General features: G+C 60.6%; 20 protein-coding genes. 6 read left to right on the top strand and 14 right to left on the bottom strand.

The genetic code is table 11. From position 1 onward, the window contains the following. Positions 1-3 precede the first annotated feature (3 nt). The 5 genes from LQ788_RS09015 to LQ788_RS08995 form a co-directional block, all read right to left on the bottom strand. Positions 4-1,086 (bottom strand): winged helix DNA-binding domain-containing protein, encoded by a 1,083-nt coding sequence (locus LQ788_RS09015; RefSeq protein ID WP_231446936.1) that lies wholly within the window; start codon positions 1,084-1,086, stop codon positions 4-6. An 86-nt stretch (positions 1,087-1,172) separates the two neighbouring features. Next, positions 1,173-2,480 (bottom strand): carboxylesterase family protein, encoded by a 1,308-nt coding sequence (locus tag LQ788_RS09010; protein WP_231446933.1) that lies wholly within the window; start codon positions 2,478-2,480, stop codon positions 1,173-1,175. Between the two features lie 10 nt (positions 2,481-2,490). Continuing rightward, positions 2,491-3,000 (bottom strand): phosphoribosyltransferase, encoded by a 510-nt coding sequence (locus LQ788_RS09005; protein WP_231446930.1) that lies wholly within the window; start codon positions 2,998-3,000, stop codon positions 2,491-2,493. 59 nt (positions 3,001-3,059) lie between these two features. Beyond that, positions 3,060-3,518: a DUF2087 domain-containing protein gene (locus LQ788_RS09000; protein WP_231446928.1), complete on the bottom strand. Its 459-nt coding sequence runs from the start codon at positions 3,516-3,518 to the stop codon at positions 3,060-3,062. 188 nt (positions 3,519-3,706) lie between these two features. After that, entirely contained in the window at positions 3,707-4,087 is a 381-nt protein-coding gene (locus tag LQ788_RS08995) for a YchJ family protein (protein ID WP_231446927.1), read from the bottom strand. Positions 4,088-4,142: 55 nt separating this feature from the next. Between LQ788_RS08995 and LQ788_RS08990 the strand changes: the two genes are divergently transcribed. The 4 genes from LQ788_RS08990 (at position 4,143) to LQ788_RS08970 (ending at position 7,681) form a co-directional block, all read left to right on the top strand. Further along, positions 4,143-4,721 (top strand): HhH-GPD-type base excision DNA repair protein, encoded by a 579-nt coding sequence (locus LQ788_RS08990; protein ID WP_231446925.1) that lies wholly within the window; start codon positions 4,143-4,145, stop codon positions 4,719-4,721. A 134-nt stretch (positions 4,722-4,855) separates the two neighbouring features. Then, positions 4,856-5,506, top strand: coding sequence for a hypothetical protein (locus LQ788_RS08985; protein WP_231446923.1), 651 nt, complete (start codon positions 4,856-4,858; stop codon positions 5,504-5,506). A gap of 38 nt (positions 5,507-5,544) precedes the next feature. Next, entirely contained in the window at positions 5,545-6,315 is a 771-nt protein-coding gene (locus LQ788_RS19850; RefSeq protein WP_262908344.1) for a hypothetical protein, read from the top strand. Between the two features lie 127 nt (positions 6,316-6,442). Beyond that, positions 6,443-7,681, top strand: coding sequence for an NAD(P)-binding domain-containing protein (locus LQ788_RS08970; RefSeq protein ID WP_231446919.1), 1,239 nt, complete (start codon positions 6,443-6,445; stop codon positions 7,679-7,681). Here LQ788_RS08970 and LQ788_RS08965 read toward each other — a convergent pair. Further along, positions 7,651-8,319 carry a hypothetical protein gene (locus LQ788_RS08965; protein WP_231446917.1) on the bottom strand — a complete coding sequence of 223 codons (669 nt, stop codon included), beginning with the start codon at positions 8,317-8,319 and terminating at the stop codon, positions 7,651-7,653. The genes LQ788_RS08970 and LQ788_RS08965 overlap by 31 nt on opposite strands. 114 nt (positions 8,320-8,433) lie before the next feature. Here LQ788_RS08965 and LQ788_RS08960 point away from each other — a divergent pair, with 114 nt between their 5' ends. Beyond that, positions 8,434-9,150 (top strand): PIG-L deacetylase family protein, encoded by a 717-nt coding sequence (locus LQ788_RS08960; RefSeq protein ID WP_231446915.1) that lies wholly within the window; start codon positions 8,434-8,436, stop codon positions 9,148-9,150. Between the two features lie 38 nt (positions 9,151-9,188). Here LQ788_RS08960 and tpx read toward each other — a convergent pair whose 3' ends face one another. The 7 genes from tpx to LQ788_RS08925 all read right to left on the bottom strand — a co-directional run bounded on the left by tpx (position 9,189) and on the right by LQ788_RS08925 (position 15,212). Continuing rightward, positions 9,189-9,689 carry a thiol peroxidase gene (gene tpx, locus LQ788_RS08955; RefSeq protein WP_231446913.1) on the bottom strand — a complete coding sequence of 167 codons (501 nt, stop codon included), beginning with the start codon at positions 9,687-9,689 and terminating at the stop codon, positions 9,189-9,191. 79 nt (positions 9,690-9,768) lie between these two features. Next, complete coding sequence (locus LQ788_RS08950; RefSeq protein WP_231446911.1) at positions 9,769-11,976, bottom strand: bifunctional metallophosphatase/5'-nucleotidase; 2,208 nt, start codon at positions 11,974-11,976, stop codon at positions 9,769-9,771. Positions 11,977-12,076: 100 nt separating this feature from the next. Further along, a complete protein-coding gene (locus LQ788_RS08945) occupies positions 12,077-13,048 on the bottom strand; it encodes a DUF368 domain-containing protein (RefSeq protein ID WP_231446908.1) in 972 nt (323 codons plus the stop codon). Positions 13,049-13,118: 70 nt separating this feature from the next. Beyond that, a complete protein-coding gene (locus LQ788_RS08940) occupies positions 13,119-13,637 on the bottom strand; it encodes a DinB family protein (protein WP_231446906.1) in 519 nt (172 codons plus the stop codon). After that, positions 13,634-14,026: a VOC family protein gene (locus LQ788_RS08935; protein WP_231446903.1), complete on the bottom strand. Its 393-nt coding sequence runs from the start codon at positions 14,024-14,026 to the stop codon at positions 13,634-13,636. Before LQ788_RS08935 ends, LQ788_RS08940 begins: the two co-directional genes overlap by 4 nt. Positions 14,027-14,117: 91 nt before the next feature. Continuing rightward, entirely contained in the window at positions 14,118-14,951 is an 834-nt protein-coding gene (locus tag LQ788_RS08930) for a thioesterase family protein (RefSeq protein ID WP_231446901.1), read from the bottom strand. A gap of 36 nt (positions 14,952-14,987) precedes the next feature. Further along, complete coding sequence (locus LQ788_RS08925; RefSeq protein WP_231446899.1) at positions 14,988-15,212, bottom strand: hypothetical protein; 225 nt, start codon at positions 15,210-15,212, stop codon at positions 14,988-14,990. A 39-nt stretch (positions 15,213-15,251) separates the two neighbouring features. Here LQ788_RS08925 and LQ788_RS08920 point away from each other — a divergent pair, with 39 nt between their 5' ends. Next, positions 15,252-15,797, top strand: coding sequence for a GNAT family N-acetyltransferase (locus LQ788_RS08920; RefSeq protein ID WP_231446897.1), 546 nt, complete (start codon positions 15,252-15,254; stop codon positions 15,795-15,797). A 93-nt stretch (positions 15,798-15,890) separates the two neighbouring features. Here LQ788_RS08920 and LQ788_RS08915 read toward each other — a convergent pair whose 3' ends face one another. Continuing rightward, a complete protein-coding gene (locus tag LQ788_RS08915; protein WP_231446895.1) occupies positions 15,891-18,041 on the bottom strand; it encodes an LPXTG cell wall anchor domain-containing protein in 2,151 nt (716 codons plus the stop codon). Between the last annotated feature and the right edge of the window lie 13 nt (positions 18,042-18,054).

The raw sequence follows: 18,054 nt of genomic DNA, 5'->3' as shown, positions 1-18,054 counted from the left end.
GCCTCAGACGAAGGCAGGATGGGAGGCGGCAACCACCTCGGCGCGGGCGATGTCGACGGCCTCGTCATCGAAGGGCTCGATGATCAGGCGAGGCCCGGTCTTGCGCGGTGAACGCTTCCATGTTGCCCGCGCTCGGGTGTCGTGAATGAGAGTGTTCTTGAACATGCCGTTGCCACCGGGCACTACGAGCTTCTCGTGTGCCGGGTCGAGAGTGGCGCTGCGGTCCTTATAGCCGAGGATGATCTCATCGAAGCCGGGCAGCAGCAGGAGCTCGTTCGCCTGCTCGCGGCTCTCGTGCACATGATCGGCCAGATCGGGTGACTGGTAATGGTCTTGGTCATCGATGCTTACCTTGACGATTTCTGCCTCGGAGACGGCAGCGGCAAGGGCTTGTCGCACCGGGGTCTTGGGCAGTCCCGTCCAGCGTGCGGCGTCGTCGACTGTGACCGGCCCATGGCTCAGTACGTAGCGTCGCATCCATTCGTGTAGGGCAGCCTCGGCGTCGAGATCGACGGGGTTCGGGATCCAGTCCGCGGTGAGAACGTACTTCATGTCGTCCTTGTCCTCAACCATCGGCCCTTGGGCGATGATGTTGCGCAGAGCCAGGGTGGTGATGAGGTAGCGCTCGTGCCCGTATTCGCGGCCCGCCTGCAGAGGTTCGAAGGCCTCGAGCAGTTCCTGACGGGTCAAGGGCCCGCGAGCACGGATCGCCTCTTCGGCAAGTCGCGCGGCGGAGTCGACCATCGCGTCAGTGACGCCGAAGACCTCGCGCCGCTTTGCCACAGCCTTGAGTGTGCGTTGTCCCGTCAGTTTAAGCACCCATCCGAGGTCCTCGGCTGCGACCAGATGGATTGTGCCCCGCTGCGTCCACGTCCTGACGATGTCTCCGGCGTTCATGGCCTCACGGACGGCTGTGACCGAGGTGCCTGTGCGCAGAGCGATCGATACCAGTGCACCGCCCAGAGCCTGTGCCTGGACGCAGCCGAGATGACTGACGACCGACAGTGTCGTGGTTGTTGTCGGGCGCGATGAACCGGCGAGTCCTTGGGCGATCAGTCGGGCCGCTGAGACTTGGTGTGAGTCCATGAGTTCACGATAGTCCACGGCACTGACCTGGGATGGCTGCAAGCGTCAGGTCTCGGTCTCTTCGCCGACCCCGTTTCGGTCTGGATTCAGCCCAGAATGTCGATGAGCCCGGGCACGGGAACCCGTGGCAAGGCACCGGAGGTTGCGAAGCGCCCCCAGATGCTGCGCAGCTCTGGGCCGGCGATCTGCGCCGACTCACCGTAGTCGAGGAAGCTGTCGTGCCATACCTCGCCGGGGAAAAGCAGCGGAAGGTCTCCCGAATGCGCGGCATCGAAGAAGCTGCCGTCTCCGCGGGAGACGATGAGGAGGCGCGTGCCTTGGCCTCCCGACATGCGGTGGCGGTCGTAGAATTCCTTGGCCGCACGCGTGTACACCGCCGAGGTGATGCCCGAGATCAGCGATTCGAGCATCGGAGAGGTCAGATGCCGGTTGTGGAGGCGTCGGAAGGCGGGGACGAAACCGGCGAAGAAGGCGATCTCGCGTTCCGTGCGAGTCATGAGCACGTCGTACTTGCGTGCAGCCTCTGACCATGCTGCTCCTGTCTCGGACTTCGCTGGCAGCGGGTAGTCGCCGTAGTGGACGCCGAAGCACATGCCGGCGTGCAGCCCGCCGACCATGGCAGCCCTATGCACTTCGTCCTGCGCCGCCAAGATGTCGTCGACGCTGGCGTCGGGGTCGATCTTCTCGGCGACCTTCGCCATGGCCCAGTTCATCGGTTCGGTACCACCGGCGAGCCCCAGTGGTGCTGATGCCAAGATCACACGGTGGAAGAGACCCTCGGTCGCCTCGGCGATCATGAGGTGTGCGCAGGAGTCGGCACCGGCGCTCTGTCCGGCGATCGTGACATTGCTGGGGTCTCCCCCGAAGGCGGAAACGTTGCGCTGGACCCAGCGCAGGGCCGAGATCTGGTCGAGCAGACCGAGATTGGAATGTTCGGGCTTGCCCGTGCCCAAGAACCCCAGGACGCCGAGGCGGTAGGTGACTGAGACGACGATGATGTTCTGTTCTTCGACGAGGGTGTGCGGATCGTAGATCTTCGCATCTCCGGCGCCGGCGACATAGGCACCGCCGTGGATCCACACGAGCACGGGCAACCCGGAGTCAGTTCCATCCGTGTCTGCGGGCATGGTCACACTCACTCGCAGGCAGTCTTCGCTGGTGGGAAGCCCGCCGAGTTGATCGAAGGTCATTCCCGCATTCGGATCACGTCGGTACTGCGGACTTCCGGGGCCGGGATCTCTGCCGTCGATAGCGTCGACGGGCGGCTCATCGACGGGATGGGCGAACCGTTGCGCGCGGGCATAGCGAATGCCCCGAGCGCGGATCACATCGCCGTCGACGTTGGCCCTGACCCGTCCGCACGGGGCGTCGATATCTCGCCACGCATGCAACACCGTCTGCTTCCTATTTGGAAGCGACGACCGGTGGCTCGGCCGACCATGGGAAGACGATCCACTGATCGGTGCGCTTCCACACGAAGTCCGGGTCGATGATGGATGCCGACTTCGCATAGATGACTGCGGACTGAGCTTCGGCGCCATGCTTTTTGAGCAGTTCGAGGACGAGAGCGAGCGTGCGGCCTGAATCGGCGACGTCGTCGACGACGAGCAGCTTCTTGCCCTTGATGGCATCGATGTCGAGCATCGGGGCCAAGAGAATCGGGTCGGGCAACGTCTCATGAACATCGGTGTAGAACTCGACGTTGATGGCATCGGAGAGTTTGAGGCCGAGCGCGTAGGCCAGTGCCCCGGCTGGCAGCAGGCCGCCACGGGCGATCGCGATGACGACCTCGGGGTCGTAGTCGGAGTCGGCGATGGTCTGTGCCATCTCCCTGGCCGACGTGCCGAATGTGTCCCACGTGAGGATCTCTTTGTCGTTGAGATCGGTCGAATCGGCGTGGTATGCCTGGCCCATGGATGCTCCTTGTGTTTGCCCGGTGTTGACCCGAACTTCAAGGATACTCGGTTGCCGATTCAGCGCAGAAACGTCTCGGAGACGGCTGTCTCCTGGAGTTGGTTGCCGCGGTGCTCGGGCAGTACTGAGTTCACCCAGTACTGGCCGGTGTGAGCATTGCGCTCCAAGTACCGGTAGTCGATGAGTTCTCGCCGCAGGCGTGCAAAGTCCGGGTGGAAGGTCCTGAGGATCGAGTTGACGTCCTTCTCGCTGTAAATTCTGCCGACCTCGAAGGCTGCCAGGAGCTGGATGAGGATCACGACGAGCGCCTTGCGCTTCGTGGGAATCGAGTTCAGTCGGCCCTCACGCATGAATGTTCTCAGCGTTTTAGCCCTGAACGCCTCTGCTTCATTTTCGGTCGCTACTGCACTGTTGGGGCTCTGGGCTTCCAACAGCGCTGCACGGGCGGAGGTGAAGTTCTCCCCGGTCACGGCCATACGGTGGCGGACGAGCAGTTTGAAGTCGTTGTGCTTGGTCATGGCGTTCGTTCCTCAACGACCAAGTCTCCCCCAGCACGAAACCTGGTCAGGAGATCACCGTGACAGGTTGGTCCGAGGATTCTCTCCCCTTCGCCAATTGATCGGTGAGCTGGGATCACGACCGTGGCTGGGCGTTGGATGCGCCGCTGCCAACAGTATAGACACAGTTCAGTGCGTGCGAAGCCCGCTCAGTCGAGGGCGTCTAGATATACCCACCTACCCGTCCTGCGGACGAATGATGAGTTCTCTTCCAGTGTGTGCTCGCCGAGGCGGTCCCGGTAGGTTGCCCGAAAATGCACCGTTCCTGTTTCATCAGTTTCCGATCCGCCTGTTGTGTCCACGATCTCCAGGCCCAGCCACACGGTGTCAGCATCCACGCCGATGTCGTTGGGCCGCGTCCTGGCGTGCCAGGTGCGAAAGAGGTGGTCTTCATGTCCGCGGGCGAATGCGGTGTAACGAGAGCGCATGAGCGCCTCGGCGGTTGTCGGCCATGTCTGTCCGTCCAGGGCGGGGCGGCAGCAGTTGTCGTAATCGGTGCCGGGCGGCATTCCGGAGCAGGGACAGATCATATTTCGATGGTATCTCTGAGGTGCTTGCTGACGGGTTACGTGCCACTATGGACGCATGAGTTCAGTATTCCTTTCCGGCAATGCCGATGCCGACGCCCTTCTCGCTGATGACCCGTTTGCACTGTTGATGGGCATGCTGCTTGACCAGCAGGTGCCGATGGAAGTAGCTTTCGCTGGTCCGGCGAAGCTCGCTGAGCGTCTGGGCAGGCTGGATGTCGTGGACGTTGCTGAGATGGATCCCGACGAGTTCCTGGAAAAGTTCTCGATCAAACCAGCAGTCCACCGATTCCCGAAGTCGATGGCCACACGAGTGCAGAAGCTCGCAACAGAGATCGTTGACGAATATGACGGCGACACAGCTGCGATTTGGACCTCGGGCGATCCGACAGGACCGGAAGTCCTCAAACGCCTGAAGAAACTGCCGGGATTCGGAGAGCAGAAGGCGAAGATCTTCCTCGCCCTCCTCGGCAAACAGTTCGATTTCAACGCCGATGGATGGCGCGAGGCTGCTGGCGACTACGGGACGGAAGACAGCCGTCGCTCCATCGCCGACGTGGTCGATGAGGACACCTTGTTGGAAGTCCGGGCATTCAAGAAACAGCAGAAGGCAGCCGCGAAAGCAGCCAAGAAGTAGACCCTTCCACTGACGGGCAGGTTATCCACAGATTCAACTTCGCCTGTTCTCAAAGTCACAGTTCTCGCATAATGTAGAGATTCCGGGCGCGATTGATACATCGGCGCCGGAGTTATCGACCACAGAGGCGTGGAATGAAGACCGGACTTGGCAGACGCGTCCGCGTTCGAGCTGCAACAGCTCTGACTTTGACCGCTGCACTCTCAGTGCCCCTATTGCTGTCAGGATGCGAAGACCATTCCCCCGTAGCCGCGCCGACCTCAACGCTGCCTGCCAAAGACTCCTCAACGGCGTCACCGGCCGCTGACCCGCAACCCACAATCCCCGCCTACGAAACCGACCTGAATCTGAGTTCAGAGGAGACGGAAGCCGTAGAGGGGGCATTAGTCGCGTTTGATGGTTACATCGCCACCATCAATCGTGTGTTCTCGTCTGGTGGTACAGACGTTTCTAACCCCGGCAGGTTCGCTCGCGAAGAGTCTCTGAAATCGCTCAAATCCGAAGCTGATTCGATGCGTTCGGAAAAGCAATACATGGCAGGCAAATACAAGGCCTATGACGTAACAATTGAATCTGTAGATTTGCAGAACAACGCATCTAACGACAATTCTGTAAGTATTCTCTTCTGCACCCGGGACTCGGAGTGGAAAGTTGTTGATCAAGGTGATTCTCTACCTTCAGGAAAACCCAAGGGGATCACGATGCAACACGTAGTCACGAATGAAGACGGTAGCTGGAAGGTCTCTAATCAATACCTGCGGAGCAAAGAGTGCGAAGACGACTAATCACTGCGCACTTCTTCATCTTATGCACCGTAGTGGTCATGTCGATGGTCGTGCAGCTTCCAGCTATCGCTTCAGGTCCTGGCTGCGGGTCAATGGCCGGACGAGATTGTAGTGTCATCGAGCCGCCTGCCCCGCCGCCTCCCCCAGGACCCGGAGGAGGCGGAGGAGGCGGAGGCTCCGGCGGCGGTTCCGGCGGCGGTTCCGGCGGAGGCGGCGGGGCCGAAATGCCCGACTGTATTCTCGAAGAAGTCGGACATATCTGTGCGGACCTCCCGGGCCCAGGTCCCGGTCCCGGAGGGGGCGGTGGGAGTGCACCCGTCAGGCCAGAACCACCCACCCGCATTCCTGAGTCTCAGTTCCAGACCTTCGACATACCAGCTCCGACGATTCATGCCTGGCCCAAAGATTGGGCCGTCATCGGCAAACCGGCTGCGTTCTGGACGGATGCGGACACCAGCTATATCGATATGACATTGCTGACTTACGCAGTCACGGTCAAGGTCACTCCTGAGAAGTTCTACTGGGACTTCGGCGACGACACCGGCGGGACGACGACGAAGACCGGATCGAAACCACGACCCGGCGACGAACCGCAGATCGGCCACGACTATCAGAAGACAGGAGCGAAGACTGTCGGCATGACCGCGACGTTCAGCGGCGAATTCTCCGTAGACGGTGGGCCTTGGCTGCCCATCGACGGTTTCGCACACGTAGCAAGCAACGAGATTTCCATTGATGTCTACCGCTACCACCGCTATCTCGTCGATGAGGACTGCTACATGAACCCACAAGGTCCAGACTGCAACTGATCTTCACCCTCAGCTCGGGCCTTCAATCCACACCGGAGGCGGACGGCTTCACCGCCATTCACGAGGATCGGACACAGCTCCGCCATCCTCCAAGGCAAAGACGGCAGGAACCTGAAACAATGGCCTCATGGTGTGCCGCATTTCGGAGTTGCTCGTCGAGTCCCATTGGCCGATTGTCATTATCGGCGCAGGTCAGGCCGGTCTCTCAGCGGCCCATTACCTGTGGCGTGACGGGCTGGTACCGGGCAAGGACTTCATCGTCCTCGACGCCGGTGCTGGGCCTGGCGGTGCGTGGCGCGAGAGATGGGATTCCCTCACGCTTGGTTCAACGAACCATGTGGCGGATCTGCCAGGGTTTCCACTCGGCTCGCCAGATCCCTCAGTCCCCGCCTCAACGGTGGTCTCGGACTACTATTCCCGCTTCGAACGCGAACTCGAACTCTGCGTCGTCCGCCCTGCCGAGGTGGTCACGGTTAAATCCCCCACCCCTGATTCGGGACCTCTGGAGATCACGGCAGACATCGACGGTGAACGTGTTCATCTCTCCACCCGGTACCTGATCAATTCGACCGGAACTTGGACTCACCCGTATGTACCTTTCGTCCCAGGCATCGCTGAGTTCGAGGGCCGCCAACTCCACACCGCGAACTTTCGAGACGTGGAAGACTTCCGAGGACTGAGAACGTTGGTGATCGGTGGTGGCATCTCTGCCACACAGTTCCTGCTCGAACTGGCGAAGGTCACCGAGACATTGTGGGCCACCCGTAGGCCCCCGAACTTCACATCACGGGAGTTTGACGGCAATTGGGGCCTCGAGGTTGAACGAGCCGTACGGTCTCGCACATTGGCTGGCCTTGCCCCAGCCAGCGTCGTCCGCACCACGGGACTTCCTGTTCGCCAGGACTTTCTCGACGGAGTCGAATCCGGTGTGCTCGTCTCACGTGGAATGATCGACGCGATTCTTCCTCACGGCGTCCATTTTCCGGGCCAGGCTGCCGAAGAACAGTCCACTTCGGAGGGACTTGGCCCCTCAGCAAGCGACCACCTGGCTCTGCCCGAATCCTGGCAGCCCTTCGAACAGGAACGTGTCGAAGAGGTCGACGTCATTTTCTGGAACACTGGTTTTCGCGCCGCACTCAACCATCTGGCACCGCTGCGTCTGCGCACACCCGACGGTGGAATCTCCATGGAGACAGAGGTCGCGGTCAAAGACGACCAACGGATCTTCCTCGTCGGCTATGGTTCTGCCAGCTCAACCGTCGGTGCTACCCGCGCCGGTCGGATCGCTGCCCGAGAGCTGCTGAAACGGCGCGCTCGAGCACAGCGCGCACCTGCTCAGGAGAAAGCCGGCGTCTCGAGAAGCTGATCGGCGAAGCTCACAGTCGGCAACATCTGCGCAAAGAGGTCGGCAGTGGTTTCGTCACTGGCAATCGTGACCATTTCGACGCTGACCTTATAGAGTCGACCGTTGTCAGCGATCCCGGCAACAGCCCCGAAGAGTACAGAGTCGGTTTTGTCGATGGCTCGGACCTCCTCCCCTGCGAGCAGCCCGTGGACGGTCCAGTATTCACCGCCGGATACCGTCCCTGTCTTCTCTTCCAAAATGCTCGAACCGGACTCACCGAAGGTCTGTTTCTGCGTCGAGGCGACGACGGACTGTGCCGTGTCGTCGCCGGCCTCATAGCAGTTGACGGTGATGATGGCACCGTTGTCGCGGCTGTAGAGCTGATAACTGTCGTAGGCAAGATCATCGTTCCACCGCCTATCCATCGCCAACTGCACCTTGATCGGGCACTCCGGGCCCAGATCAGGCGTCACCTGGGACATGCCAGACGGGATCGCAGGAGTCTCGGATTCCTGTGACGTCTCTGCTTCGGAGCCGTCATCGATGCCAACAGCGACCGGTTTCGAATCGCCCTCGGCGGTGCTGATGCGCAGTACAGAGCATCCGGAGAGGAACAGCCCCAGCACTACCACGCATGCCAGGAGGAGACTCCGATACATGGGCCCGCTTTCATTTCAGGGAGCAACATTGCGTCGACAATGCCATACACATAGTACCCACACGTCCCGCCGACTGCCCTGGCACAAGCGCCGCCTGAGCCTTAGCCTGGGAGCATGACTGAACTCCCGATCTTCAACGACGATGATGTGACCCGGCTCCTGTGCATCGTCGCCCACCCCGATGACATGGAATACGGTGCCTCCGCGGCCGTCGCGAAATGGACAGACCAAGGCAAGGCCGTGTCCTACCTGCTGCTGACCCGTGGCGAAGCAGGAATCAGGGACATGAACCCTGAGGAGGTCGCCCCGCTGCGCGCAGATGAGCAGCGTCAGGCGTGCTCGATCGTTGGGGTTGAAGACCTTGAGATCCTCGACTTCCCTGATGGCCTCCTCGAACCGAACCTCGAGCTCAGGCATGCGATCGCGAAGAAGATTCGCCAGTTCAAACCCGATGCTGTCATGGTCACCAACTGGGAACTGAACATGCCGTGGGGTCTCAACCATGTCGACCATCGGGCCGCTGGCATTGCCACCGTCGACGCGATCAGGGATGCCGACAACCCCTGGGTATTCACCGATCTCAAGGAAGCTGGCCTCGACGCGTGGAAGGCCGACAAACTGCTGGTCAATGGCGCTGAGTCCACCCATGCTGTGGTCCTCGACGATAAGCACGTCGACCGGGCAGTTCACTCACTTGAGGCTCATACCGTCTATCTGGAGGCGCTCCCCGACCACCCGGTTCCGTCGGAGATGATACCCGGAATCACCTCGGAAGCCGGAACACGGGCAGGCGTGAAGTACGCGCTGCCCGTGCAGGTGTTTGACATGTAGCTCCCGACACACCGACTCGGCGGTCGGGTTCGACGTTCTTAGGCGCCGAGTACCGCGACCGCCGAGTCGTAATCCGGTTCGGTGCCGATTTCGTCGACGAGCTGCTTGTGAATGACGGTACCCTTTTCGTCGAGGACGACGACAGAGCGGGCCAGCAGTCCGGCCAGCGGTCCATCAACCATGGTCACGCCGAATTCCTTGCCGAAGGCGCTGCGGAAGCCTGAGGCGGCGACGACGTTCTCAATGCCTTCGGTGCCGCAGAAGCGGGCCTGGGCAAAGGGCAGATCGTTGGATACGCACAGGACGGTGGTGTTCTCCAGGCTCGCGGCAAGTTCGTTGAACTTGCGCACCGAGGCGGCACAGACTCCCGTGTCCACGCTGGGGAAGATGTTGAGGACAACACGCTTGCCTGCAGTGTCCGCAGAGCTCACCTCGCCAAGATCGTTGCCCACGAGGCTGAACGCTGGTGCCTGTGCACCCTTCTCTGGGAGATCGCCGACAGTCTTCACCGGTGTGCCCTGGAATGCTGTAGTAGCCATGCTTGGTTCTCACTTTCATTCGTGATCATTGCTGTCAGCCCCCACCCTACGTGAAGTGACCGACATGAGAATCGGCTGTTCAGATGCGACGGCGGCGTGCGAACCAGATGAGTCCAGCACCCACTGCGATGATGGCCGCCGCGATCCCGATCGTGCTTCCAAGTTCCACACCGGTGCGTGGCAGATCTCCACCGGCATTGGCATCCCCACTGCCGTCGGCAGAGTCAGATCCGCCAGCGGAATCGGATCCGTTCGCCGAGGTGGTCCCGCCGTCGGTATCGGATGTGGCATTCTCGTCGGCTGTGGAATCAGCACTGTCGTTGGCACCTGCTTCGACGTCGGCATTCGCGCCGCTGTCGTCACCGTCAGCACTGTCGGTGCCATCGGCAGCGTCAGCGCTTCCACCCTCTGCAGTCGCGTCTGCGTCGGTTTCGGCCGTGGCGTTCGCTTCGGCGGTGTCATCGGCGGATGCCTCGTCATCATCGCCTGGGTCCTGTGTGGACGTGACGACCTGCCAGTTCTCGTCGTAGAAGTCGGTGGGGTCAACCACCTCGTTTTCCTTCACCCAGTCGATGAGCGCCTGACGAACCTCGACCTGTTCGTTGTAGACCTCTTTCAGGTCCCCTACTGGGTAGTCGCCGCCTCCGGACTGACGGTAGTTGTTGATCGCGAGGATGAACGTGTCGTCATCACCGATGGTCTTGCCACCCTTATCGGTGAGATTCTCGATGCGTTCACCGACTGGTTTGGACACGTTGATGTCATAGTCGATGCCCGACAGTGCGTCGTAGTTGTAGTCAGGAATCGGCCGATCGAGACTCTCGTCGATGGCGTTGGTTCCGGTGTCTGGGTCGAAGTCGGCCCCTTCTTCTGTCTGTTTGAAGTAGCGGGCGGAGAACTCCAGGTAGTCACGCAGCTGTGAACCGTTGATCTCTACCCCGCCGAGAGTGTTGTCGAAGACGTAGAGTCCGGCGACGTCGCGGATGGTGATGTCACCTGCAGGGAATTCGGCAGTTCGGCTGAATGGTGATGCCTGGGAGATGACCGGCACGTCCTCGTATTCGGTGCCGGCCAGTGCCGACTCCACCGTCTGAGATTGCACTTTGGAGATGAAGTCCAGGATTGCGGTGTCCTCGTAGTACGAGGTCGAGGCGCTCATGGTCTCGGTCACGGAGCCGATCTTCGTGTTGACGTAGTCGATCGTCTTCTTGTGCTGGGAGTCGATGAGGTCCTTGATCTCGGGGTCCTCGGCGACGTCGCCCTGTGTTGCCAGCGGTGTGGCTTCGGGCTCGGCACTGCCCCAGTCGATGCCCATGTCCTCGAGATCGATGGGCAGGTCCACCTCGGAGACCGACCGTGCCCAGTAGTTGGGCTGAGTGATGAGGGCCTTCGTGCCGTCTTCGCGTGAGACCACCTGGGTGGGTTCATTCTGATGCGTGTGCCCGGCGACGAGAACGTCGACTCCCGGCACCTTCGCGACTGAGGTGCTGACGTTCTCCTGCAGTTCCGTAGGATCCCAGGCCTGGCCTTCCGGATCCTTACCCGAGTGGGAGAGGACGACGACGATGTCTGCACCGGCCTCTTTCATCTGTGGGACGTACTTCTTCGCGGTCTCGACCGGGTCGTCGAAATGAACTTTGCCGGAGAGATTGTTCTTGTCCCAGATCCGACTGCCGGGGGTCGTGACTCCCAGCACACCGATGGTGATCTCCTGACCGGAGACCCGCTTCTTCACCATGGTGTAGGGGTCAAGGTGGGACTGCCCATCGTCGTCATTGATGACGTTTGCGCCCAGGACTGGGAAGTCGACCTGCTCCTTGTATTTGGCGAGCAGGTCGAGGCCGTAGTTGAACTCATGGTTGCCCACGACCTGCGCGTCGTAGCCGACGTTGTTGAAGGTCTTAGCCATCGGATGTGTCTCACCGGTTTCGGTGATGCGTTCCTGTTGCGCGTAGTAGTAGGTCAGTGGAGTGCCTTGAATCGTGTCACCGTTGTCGACGAGAAGTACCGAGTCCTCACCCTTGGCCTCCTTCACGCCCTTGATCAGGGTGGAGGCACGCGACATGCCCAGCTCCTCCCCGGCTGGGTAGGGTGCGTTGGCGAAGTAGTCCCAGTTGAGGACGTGACCGTGGACATCGGTCGTCGCCAAAAGTGTGAGCTCCCCCGTGCCTGCTGCCTGTTCCTCGTCCGGAGGACCGCTGCCCAGTCCCGACGCCGAGGCGGCTGCCGGTCCCGCAACGATGAGTGTCAGTGCCAATGTGGACGAGGCCAGGGTTCGCAAGCGCATGAGTCTCCAGATGTCGTTGTGATTCAGATCTCCCACTCTATTCCGAAACACCGCGATTCTGAGCAAATCCTGAGCGAAATCTGCACAAACTGTGTTGACGCTATTTCCCGCCGAGGTTGCCCTTCCCGGTCTTTGCCCCAACGGTGGACTCGATGATGATGAGGACAACCACCACTGCCGCACCGATGGCGGCGAGGGCTATCGGCATCCACACCGGATCGGCCGGCGCGAGAAGGCCACCGGTATCGGTGGTGGACTGCCAGGGCCACAGCGCACGCAGGGAGCCGAGCATCAGCCCTGCCATCGCCACCAACGTCCACCACCGGTGGTTGTGCAGGAAATAGCGCAGAATATTGACGAAGAGTGCCAGACCGACAATTGCGCCGAGTCCGAATACAGCGATGTAGACGAGGTCGCGGTCGTTCACCGCTCGCAGAGTTGTGGCGTAGAGGCCGACGGCGAGGAGGAAGAACGATCCGGAGACTCCAGGAACGACCAGGGCGCAGATGGCGATGGAGGCGACGAAGAAGACTGCGATGAGCGGTGGGTTCTCAACGTCCGAGCCACCGGCAAGCCCAGTCATCCAGAAGGCAAGAGCAGCAGCAGCGAGGAAGACGAGTATTCCCAGCAGCAGCGGCTGACCTGTTCGGGTCGGGAGCATGCGCAACGGTACTGCAATACTGGCCGCGACGAGCCCGAAGAACAGACCGCGGGACAGTTCCGGGTTGGCAGTAACGAAGCCCTCCATCAACCCGGCGATGCTGAAGACCGCTGTGACCATACCCAGCAGAACGGGGATGACGAGGAACCAATCGGTTCGACGCAGTTCGGCAATCGCGCCATGCCATCGGTCTGGTCCGGTGACAACAGTTTTGGCGGCCTTGACCACGTGAGCTGCGGAATCGATGAGCTGGTCGTAGACCCCGGTGACGAGGGCGATCGTCCCACCTGAGACTCCAGGTACGAGCTCGGCTGACCCGATCAGGAAACCGCGGAGCAGATCGAGGGGAATCAGAGCTTTGGAGCGGGTGGATTCCACGTGTGCGGCCACCTCGGTGCTGGGGTTAGTCATAGTGTCTTCACCCTACGAGACTCCGACTCTCTCATACGAAAAATAGGGCCGAAGTCACCGCTTCGACCTCCTAGTCGCCGGTGGATCCGTCGATGCTCTCGCGGATCAGGTCGGCATGGCCGACGTGTCGAGCGTATTCCTCGAACATGTGGATCAGGACCCAGCGCACGTTGAATCGATCGCCGGAGGACGGCTCCCGCGCCACCAGGGTGTTGAGATCATCGATTCCCGCGAGGATCTGCCTCGACTGCTCACAGGCCTCGGCATGGAGTGTCAGAAGGTAATCCGGCGCATCAGCGGATGCGCTCTCGAAGTCCCAGTCACGATCTGCTTGCCAGTCAACGCTCGCCCATGGCTCAGAGAGTTCCTGGCCCAGAATGTCTTCGACGAACCACTGTTCCTCGACTAGGCTCAGGTGTTTGATGATCCCGCCCAGTGTCAGGCTCGAGGCGCCCACGGTCTTGTTGAGTGCAGCTGAGTCCAGTCCGATGACCTTTCTGCGCATCACTTCTCGGTAGTAGTCGAGGAACTCTTCCAGTCCCTGTCGTTCGTTCGGGGCTTCTGTGGGCTCGACCGGTGGCTGGCTCATTCGGGGTCCTCATTCTCATCTGTGGGTACTTTCCTACCGATGTCGAAGACGTTGCCTTCGGGGTCGGTCAACGTGGTCCATTCGATTCCGTACTCGGCAAATCCCGCCACCTTCTCTGCACCTAGTGCCACGGCACGTTCGACGTCGGCAGGATAGTGCGGATCGTCGAGGTCGATGTGAAGGGGGTTCTTGCCCTCATCGCGGTCGTCGACCTTGAGGAAGAGCATGCCTGGCGTCGTGGATTCCCCGTTGTGGACGCCGCCGATGCTGGCGACGAATTCGTTCGCGCCCTCGTCGAGGTCGACCTGGAGAAGTTCAGCCCAGAACAGCGATTGGGTTTCGACGTCTTTGCAGTCGAAGGTGATGCTCAGCGAGGACAGAGACGCCATGGCTGATGGTCCTTTCGTGAAGATGTCTGCGTGGACCACACTCTAGACGTTGGATCTGACACGAGGCAGGCGTTGCGACATACTGTGTTCCTCAGTCTCGTGGCTGTCTGGCCAACTGTCGGGACTGTGCGACCAACCGGCCGGCGGAGTCCCAGAGTTCGCAGTCTTCTTCGAACATGCCGCCGGCGATGTTGCGGGTGTACAGCTTTGCTCGAATCCAGCCCGGTGCCGGCTCAGCACGCAGGTGGGCGGTCAGTTCCATGGTCGGTGCCCAGTTGAAACGGCCGAGGTCGAACATCACCGGCGGGAAGGCATCGAGGAATGCCAACAGGGACAGCGCGTCTGGTGCGGTTCCGTCCGCCAGGCGAATCCAACCCTGCAACAGCCCGCGGCCGCTGGGTTGACCGGTTGCGAAGCCGGCAGTCTCGGGGTCAAGTCTCATGTCATAGCGTTTCATCAAGGGCGCGGACTCGATGAAGTCTCCGGGTGCCTCGGCGACGTTGATGCATTGATCCGGATCGGGCAGCTCAGGTGGAATCGCTGTGGTCGCGACATCGTCGGGCAGGGCAGCGAGGTTGCCCATCGTCGCCAAGGCTGTGATCTTCGGTTCCGTGTTCTGGGATAGGTCGATGGCGAAGGTGGCACTCGACCGGCCCTCACGGATCAGGCGCGTGGTGATCTCGGCTCTCCCGCCCTGGCTGGGGCCCAGGTAGTAGGTCGAGAGCACCAATGGGTCGGGTGCCTTCGCGCTGTTGTTCCGCAGTGCCAGTCCGGCAACGCTGAGGAGGTATCCCCCGTTGACCGCTCCGGCGACACTCCAGTCCCCGTCGATGTCGGCAGTGAAGCTCGTCTCGGTCTGGCGTTCTACGGCGATGGCGGAGGCGAATTCGCTCTCATGCGTTTCGTTCATACTCGTTGGGCCCATGTGACTCACATTACCAAGTGCTGAACAATCGTCCGGTCAGTGCGGGCGGTTGACGTGCCGTTCATTGCCGCGGCGGTAGTTGCCGGTTGCCCGGGCGAGCAGCTGTTGGTCAGAATCTTCGCTGACTCCAAGTTTGGGAATCAGTGCGGCGGCTTTCTTGCCGCCGATCTCCACCACGGTTCGTCCGTTCCTGGCGATGATGAGCATTCCTGATTTCGTGATCCGGTAGTCGAATGGATCGTCTTCGAGGCTCAACGTCATCACTCCCCTGTTCTGACGCAGCCGGTTAGCCTGGTGACCATGAGCATATCCCTGTCACGTCTCGATCCCAATGGCGCCGATCGTTCCGGACTCATCGAATTCTTTACCGGCAATGGCTTCCCGTTTCATGTTCAATCTGCGCCCTGGACTGTCGACAAAGTCGCTGACATGATTGCCTCGGGCGCCTTCCGCAACGATGACAACGACTCCTTCTGGATTCACGATGACGATTTAGGTGTCATCGGCTGCGTCCGGCTGGAGGATCTCACCGATGACACACCCATGCTCGACCTGCGTCTGGCCACCGAGTTTCGCGGTCGAGGGCTCGGCGTCGCGTGCTTGAATGCTGTCACTGACCACCTGTTCGAGACCCAAGACGTCGAACGATTCGAAGGTCATACTCGTGCTGACAATATCGCGATGCGATCTGTCTTCCTTCGTGCCGGCTGGTCGAAAGAGGCTCACTATCGCCGAGCGTGGCCGGCAGAAGGCCATCGCACTCAGGACTCGGTCGCCTATGCCATTCTGCGCGAAGAATGGGCATCGGGAGTCTCGGTTGACGTCCATTGGCACGACTTTCCCTAAGACCGAATAAATACGCAGAGTGCCCCCGGTCCGAAGACCAGGGGCACTCTGCTGAGCAGTCAGGCGATCATTTGCTGATCGTGTGAGCCATTCTCAGTTGTTCTTCTTGCGACGCATGGTCAGAACGACCGCTGCTCCACCGACAACGAGGAGTCCCGCACCGGCAGCGAGGCCGGTCAGTTCAGCACCGGTACGAGGCAGATCAGATCCGCCGTCTCCCCCGTCACCATTGTCCCCGTCGTCGTTTCCGCCGCCGCCGTTGCCATCTTCGTCAGCAACGACCTCGAATGATCCGGTCAGGGCCGACTCATCTTCGGTGTCATTGGCGCCGGTGACCTCAACGTTGTACTTGCCGAGGTAGACCGACGGATCGGATGCGCTGGTGCCGTAGATCGAGAATGCGGCAACACCGTCGGCATTGGCAGTCTCATCAAGGGTGATGCCCTCAACGTTTTCAGGACCAGCAACGACCTCGAGTGAGACTTTTTCGCCCTCTTCGAAGCCTGCAGCCAGGATCTGCACGCCCTTGTCCTGCTTCACGAAGTCAGAAGCAGAAACTTCCTTAGGCTCGATTGAGAGCTTGCGCTCTTCGGGAGCTTCGCCGTCCTTCGATCCATCGGAGTCAGCGTTGGACTCTGCGTTCTTAGCATCGGCACCTGCACCGGCGTCCGAGTCGTTGCCATCGGCATCGGCTTCGGCGCCGTCTGCACCAGCGTCCGCTCCGTCGGCACCAGCGTCAGCTTCGGCACCATCGGCGGCGGAGTCGGCGTTAGCGTCGTCGCCTCCGGCAGCTGCGTCAGCCTCTACACCAGCATCAGCGTCGGCTTCTGCAGTAGCTTCGGCTTCAGCTTCGTCAGCTGCTTCAACAGTTACTTCGAACTCAGTGGCCGCTGATTCCTGACCGTCGACGACTGCAGTAGCAGAGTACGAGTACTTGCCTTCAGCTTCGGGGCCTTCAATGGTGAAGTTACCCTCGGCATCGGCGGTGACCGTCTCTTCACCTTCCGGTGCACCCTGCGGCTCGGCCTGCGCCATCTGGTTGGCGACCTGTCCCTCGGCTGCAGCCCACGAGATCTTCACGTCGGCATTGGGAACGGCTTTGCCGACAACAGAGCCATTGGACTCAATGGTCTGGCTCTCAGCAACAGGAGCTTCAGGAGCTTCTGGCGTCTCATTCGGGTCTTCGAAAGTGAAGGTCTCGCCCGATTTTGCGATTGAGTTGTCGAGGTCAGCAACCCACGACCAACCGCCGGCTTCTGGCCCACCCGAGATGACGCCGACAGCGGTGTCACCCTGATAGACGGCGCCGCCCGAATCGCCATGGTCAGAGAATCGCGTTGCACCGTCGGTGACTTCGAAACCGTGAACTGCGCGGCCCCCGATATTCGCATACTCGAACGCATCCGGGTCGTCCAGGACCGTGCCTTCGGTGACACCAGTCGTACGGCCCGATTTGTGGATCGTCGCACCCGGCGTTTCGGTGCCAACCTGCGCCATCTCCGTCGTGCTCAGCGACAGGTCGTCATCCTTAGCAGTAGTCCAGTCGGTTACCTCTGCCTTTGTGGTGAAACCGTCTGCAACCTTAATGACGGCGAAGTCGATGGCTTTGTCTTCGTCAACGACTTCATTGTCGACGATGTCAGAGCCGTACTGGTGGAATCCCCATGTACCCGGGGAACCCGTACCTGCCGGCAAGAAGCCCTCTCCCCCGGCTGCTTCGGCGGCGGATGGCTTCTCGAGGTCGAGGATCTTGTCCTCAGCACCAGTTGTGGAATCTACTGCGCAGTGACCAGCGGTCAGCACTACCTGGTTGCCGGAAGAATCCCAACCAGCGAATCCGGTCGAGCAAGCGCTGACCAGATTCTCGTCGGAGGGGACACTGAGCATATAGCCAGCGCCGCCAACGAGGTCTTTGGCGTCCTGTGGCTCAGCTTCAACGAATTTCGGATCTACGATGACCTCGACGTTGTCGTATTTCGACGCGAGCTCCTTGACTTTGTCCGTCTTTTCCGACACTCCCAGCACCAGGGTGTCACCCTGGACGCCGAAGCGACCGACTTCGGAGGCCAACTCGCCGTTCTTATCCGCGAGGTTCTTGTGCACCGCGGTCTGCAGTGCGGTATCGGTCTCAACATTCAAGTCTGGCTTGTCGGCAGCCGCTGGGCTGGCGACAAATGCACCGCTCAATCCCAGCGCCGCGGCGGCGGCCAGTGCCAGCGAACTCTGCACGAGTTTCTTCTGCATATGTTTCCGTTTC

The sequence above is a fragment of the Brevibacterium zhoupengii genome (genome assembly GCF_021117425.1).
Taxonomy (GTDB): domain Bacteria; phylum Actinomycetota; class Actinomycetes; order Actinomycetales; family Brevibacteriaceae; genus Brevibacterium; species Brevibacterium zhoupengii.
This window is presented reverse-complemented; position numbering and strand designations above follow the sequence as displayed.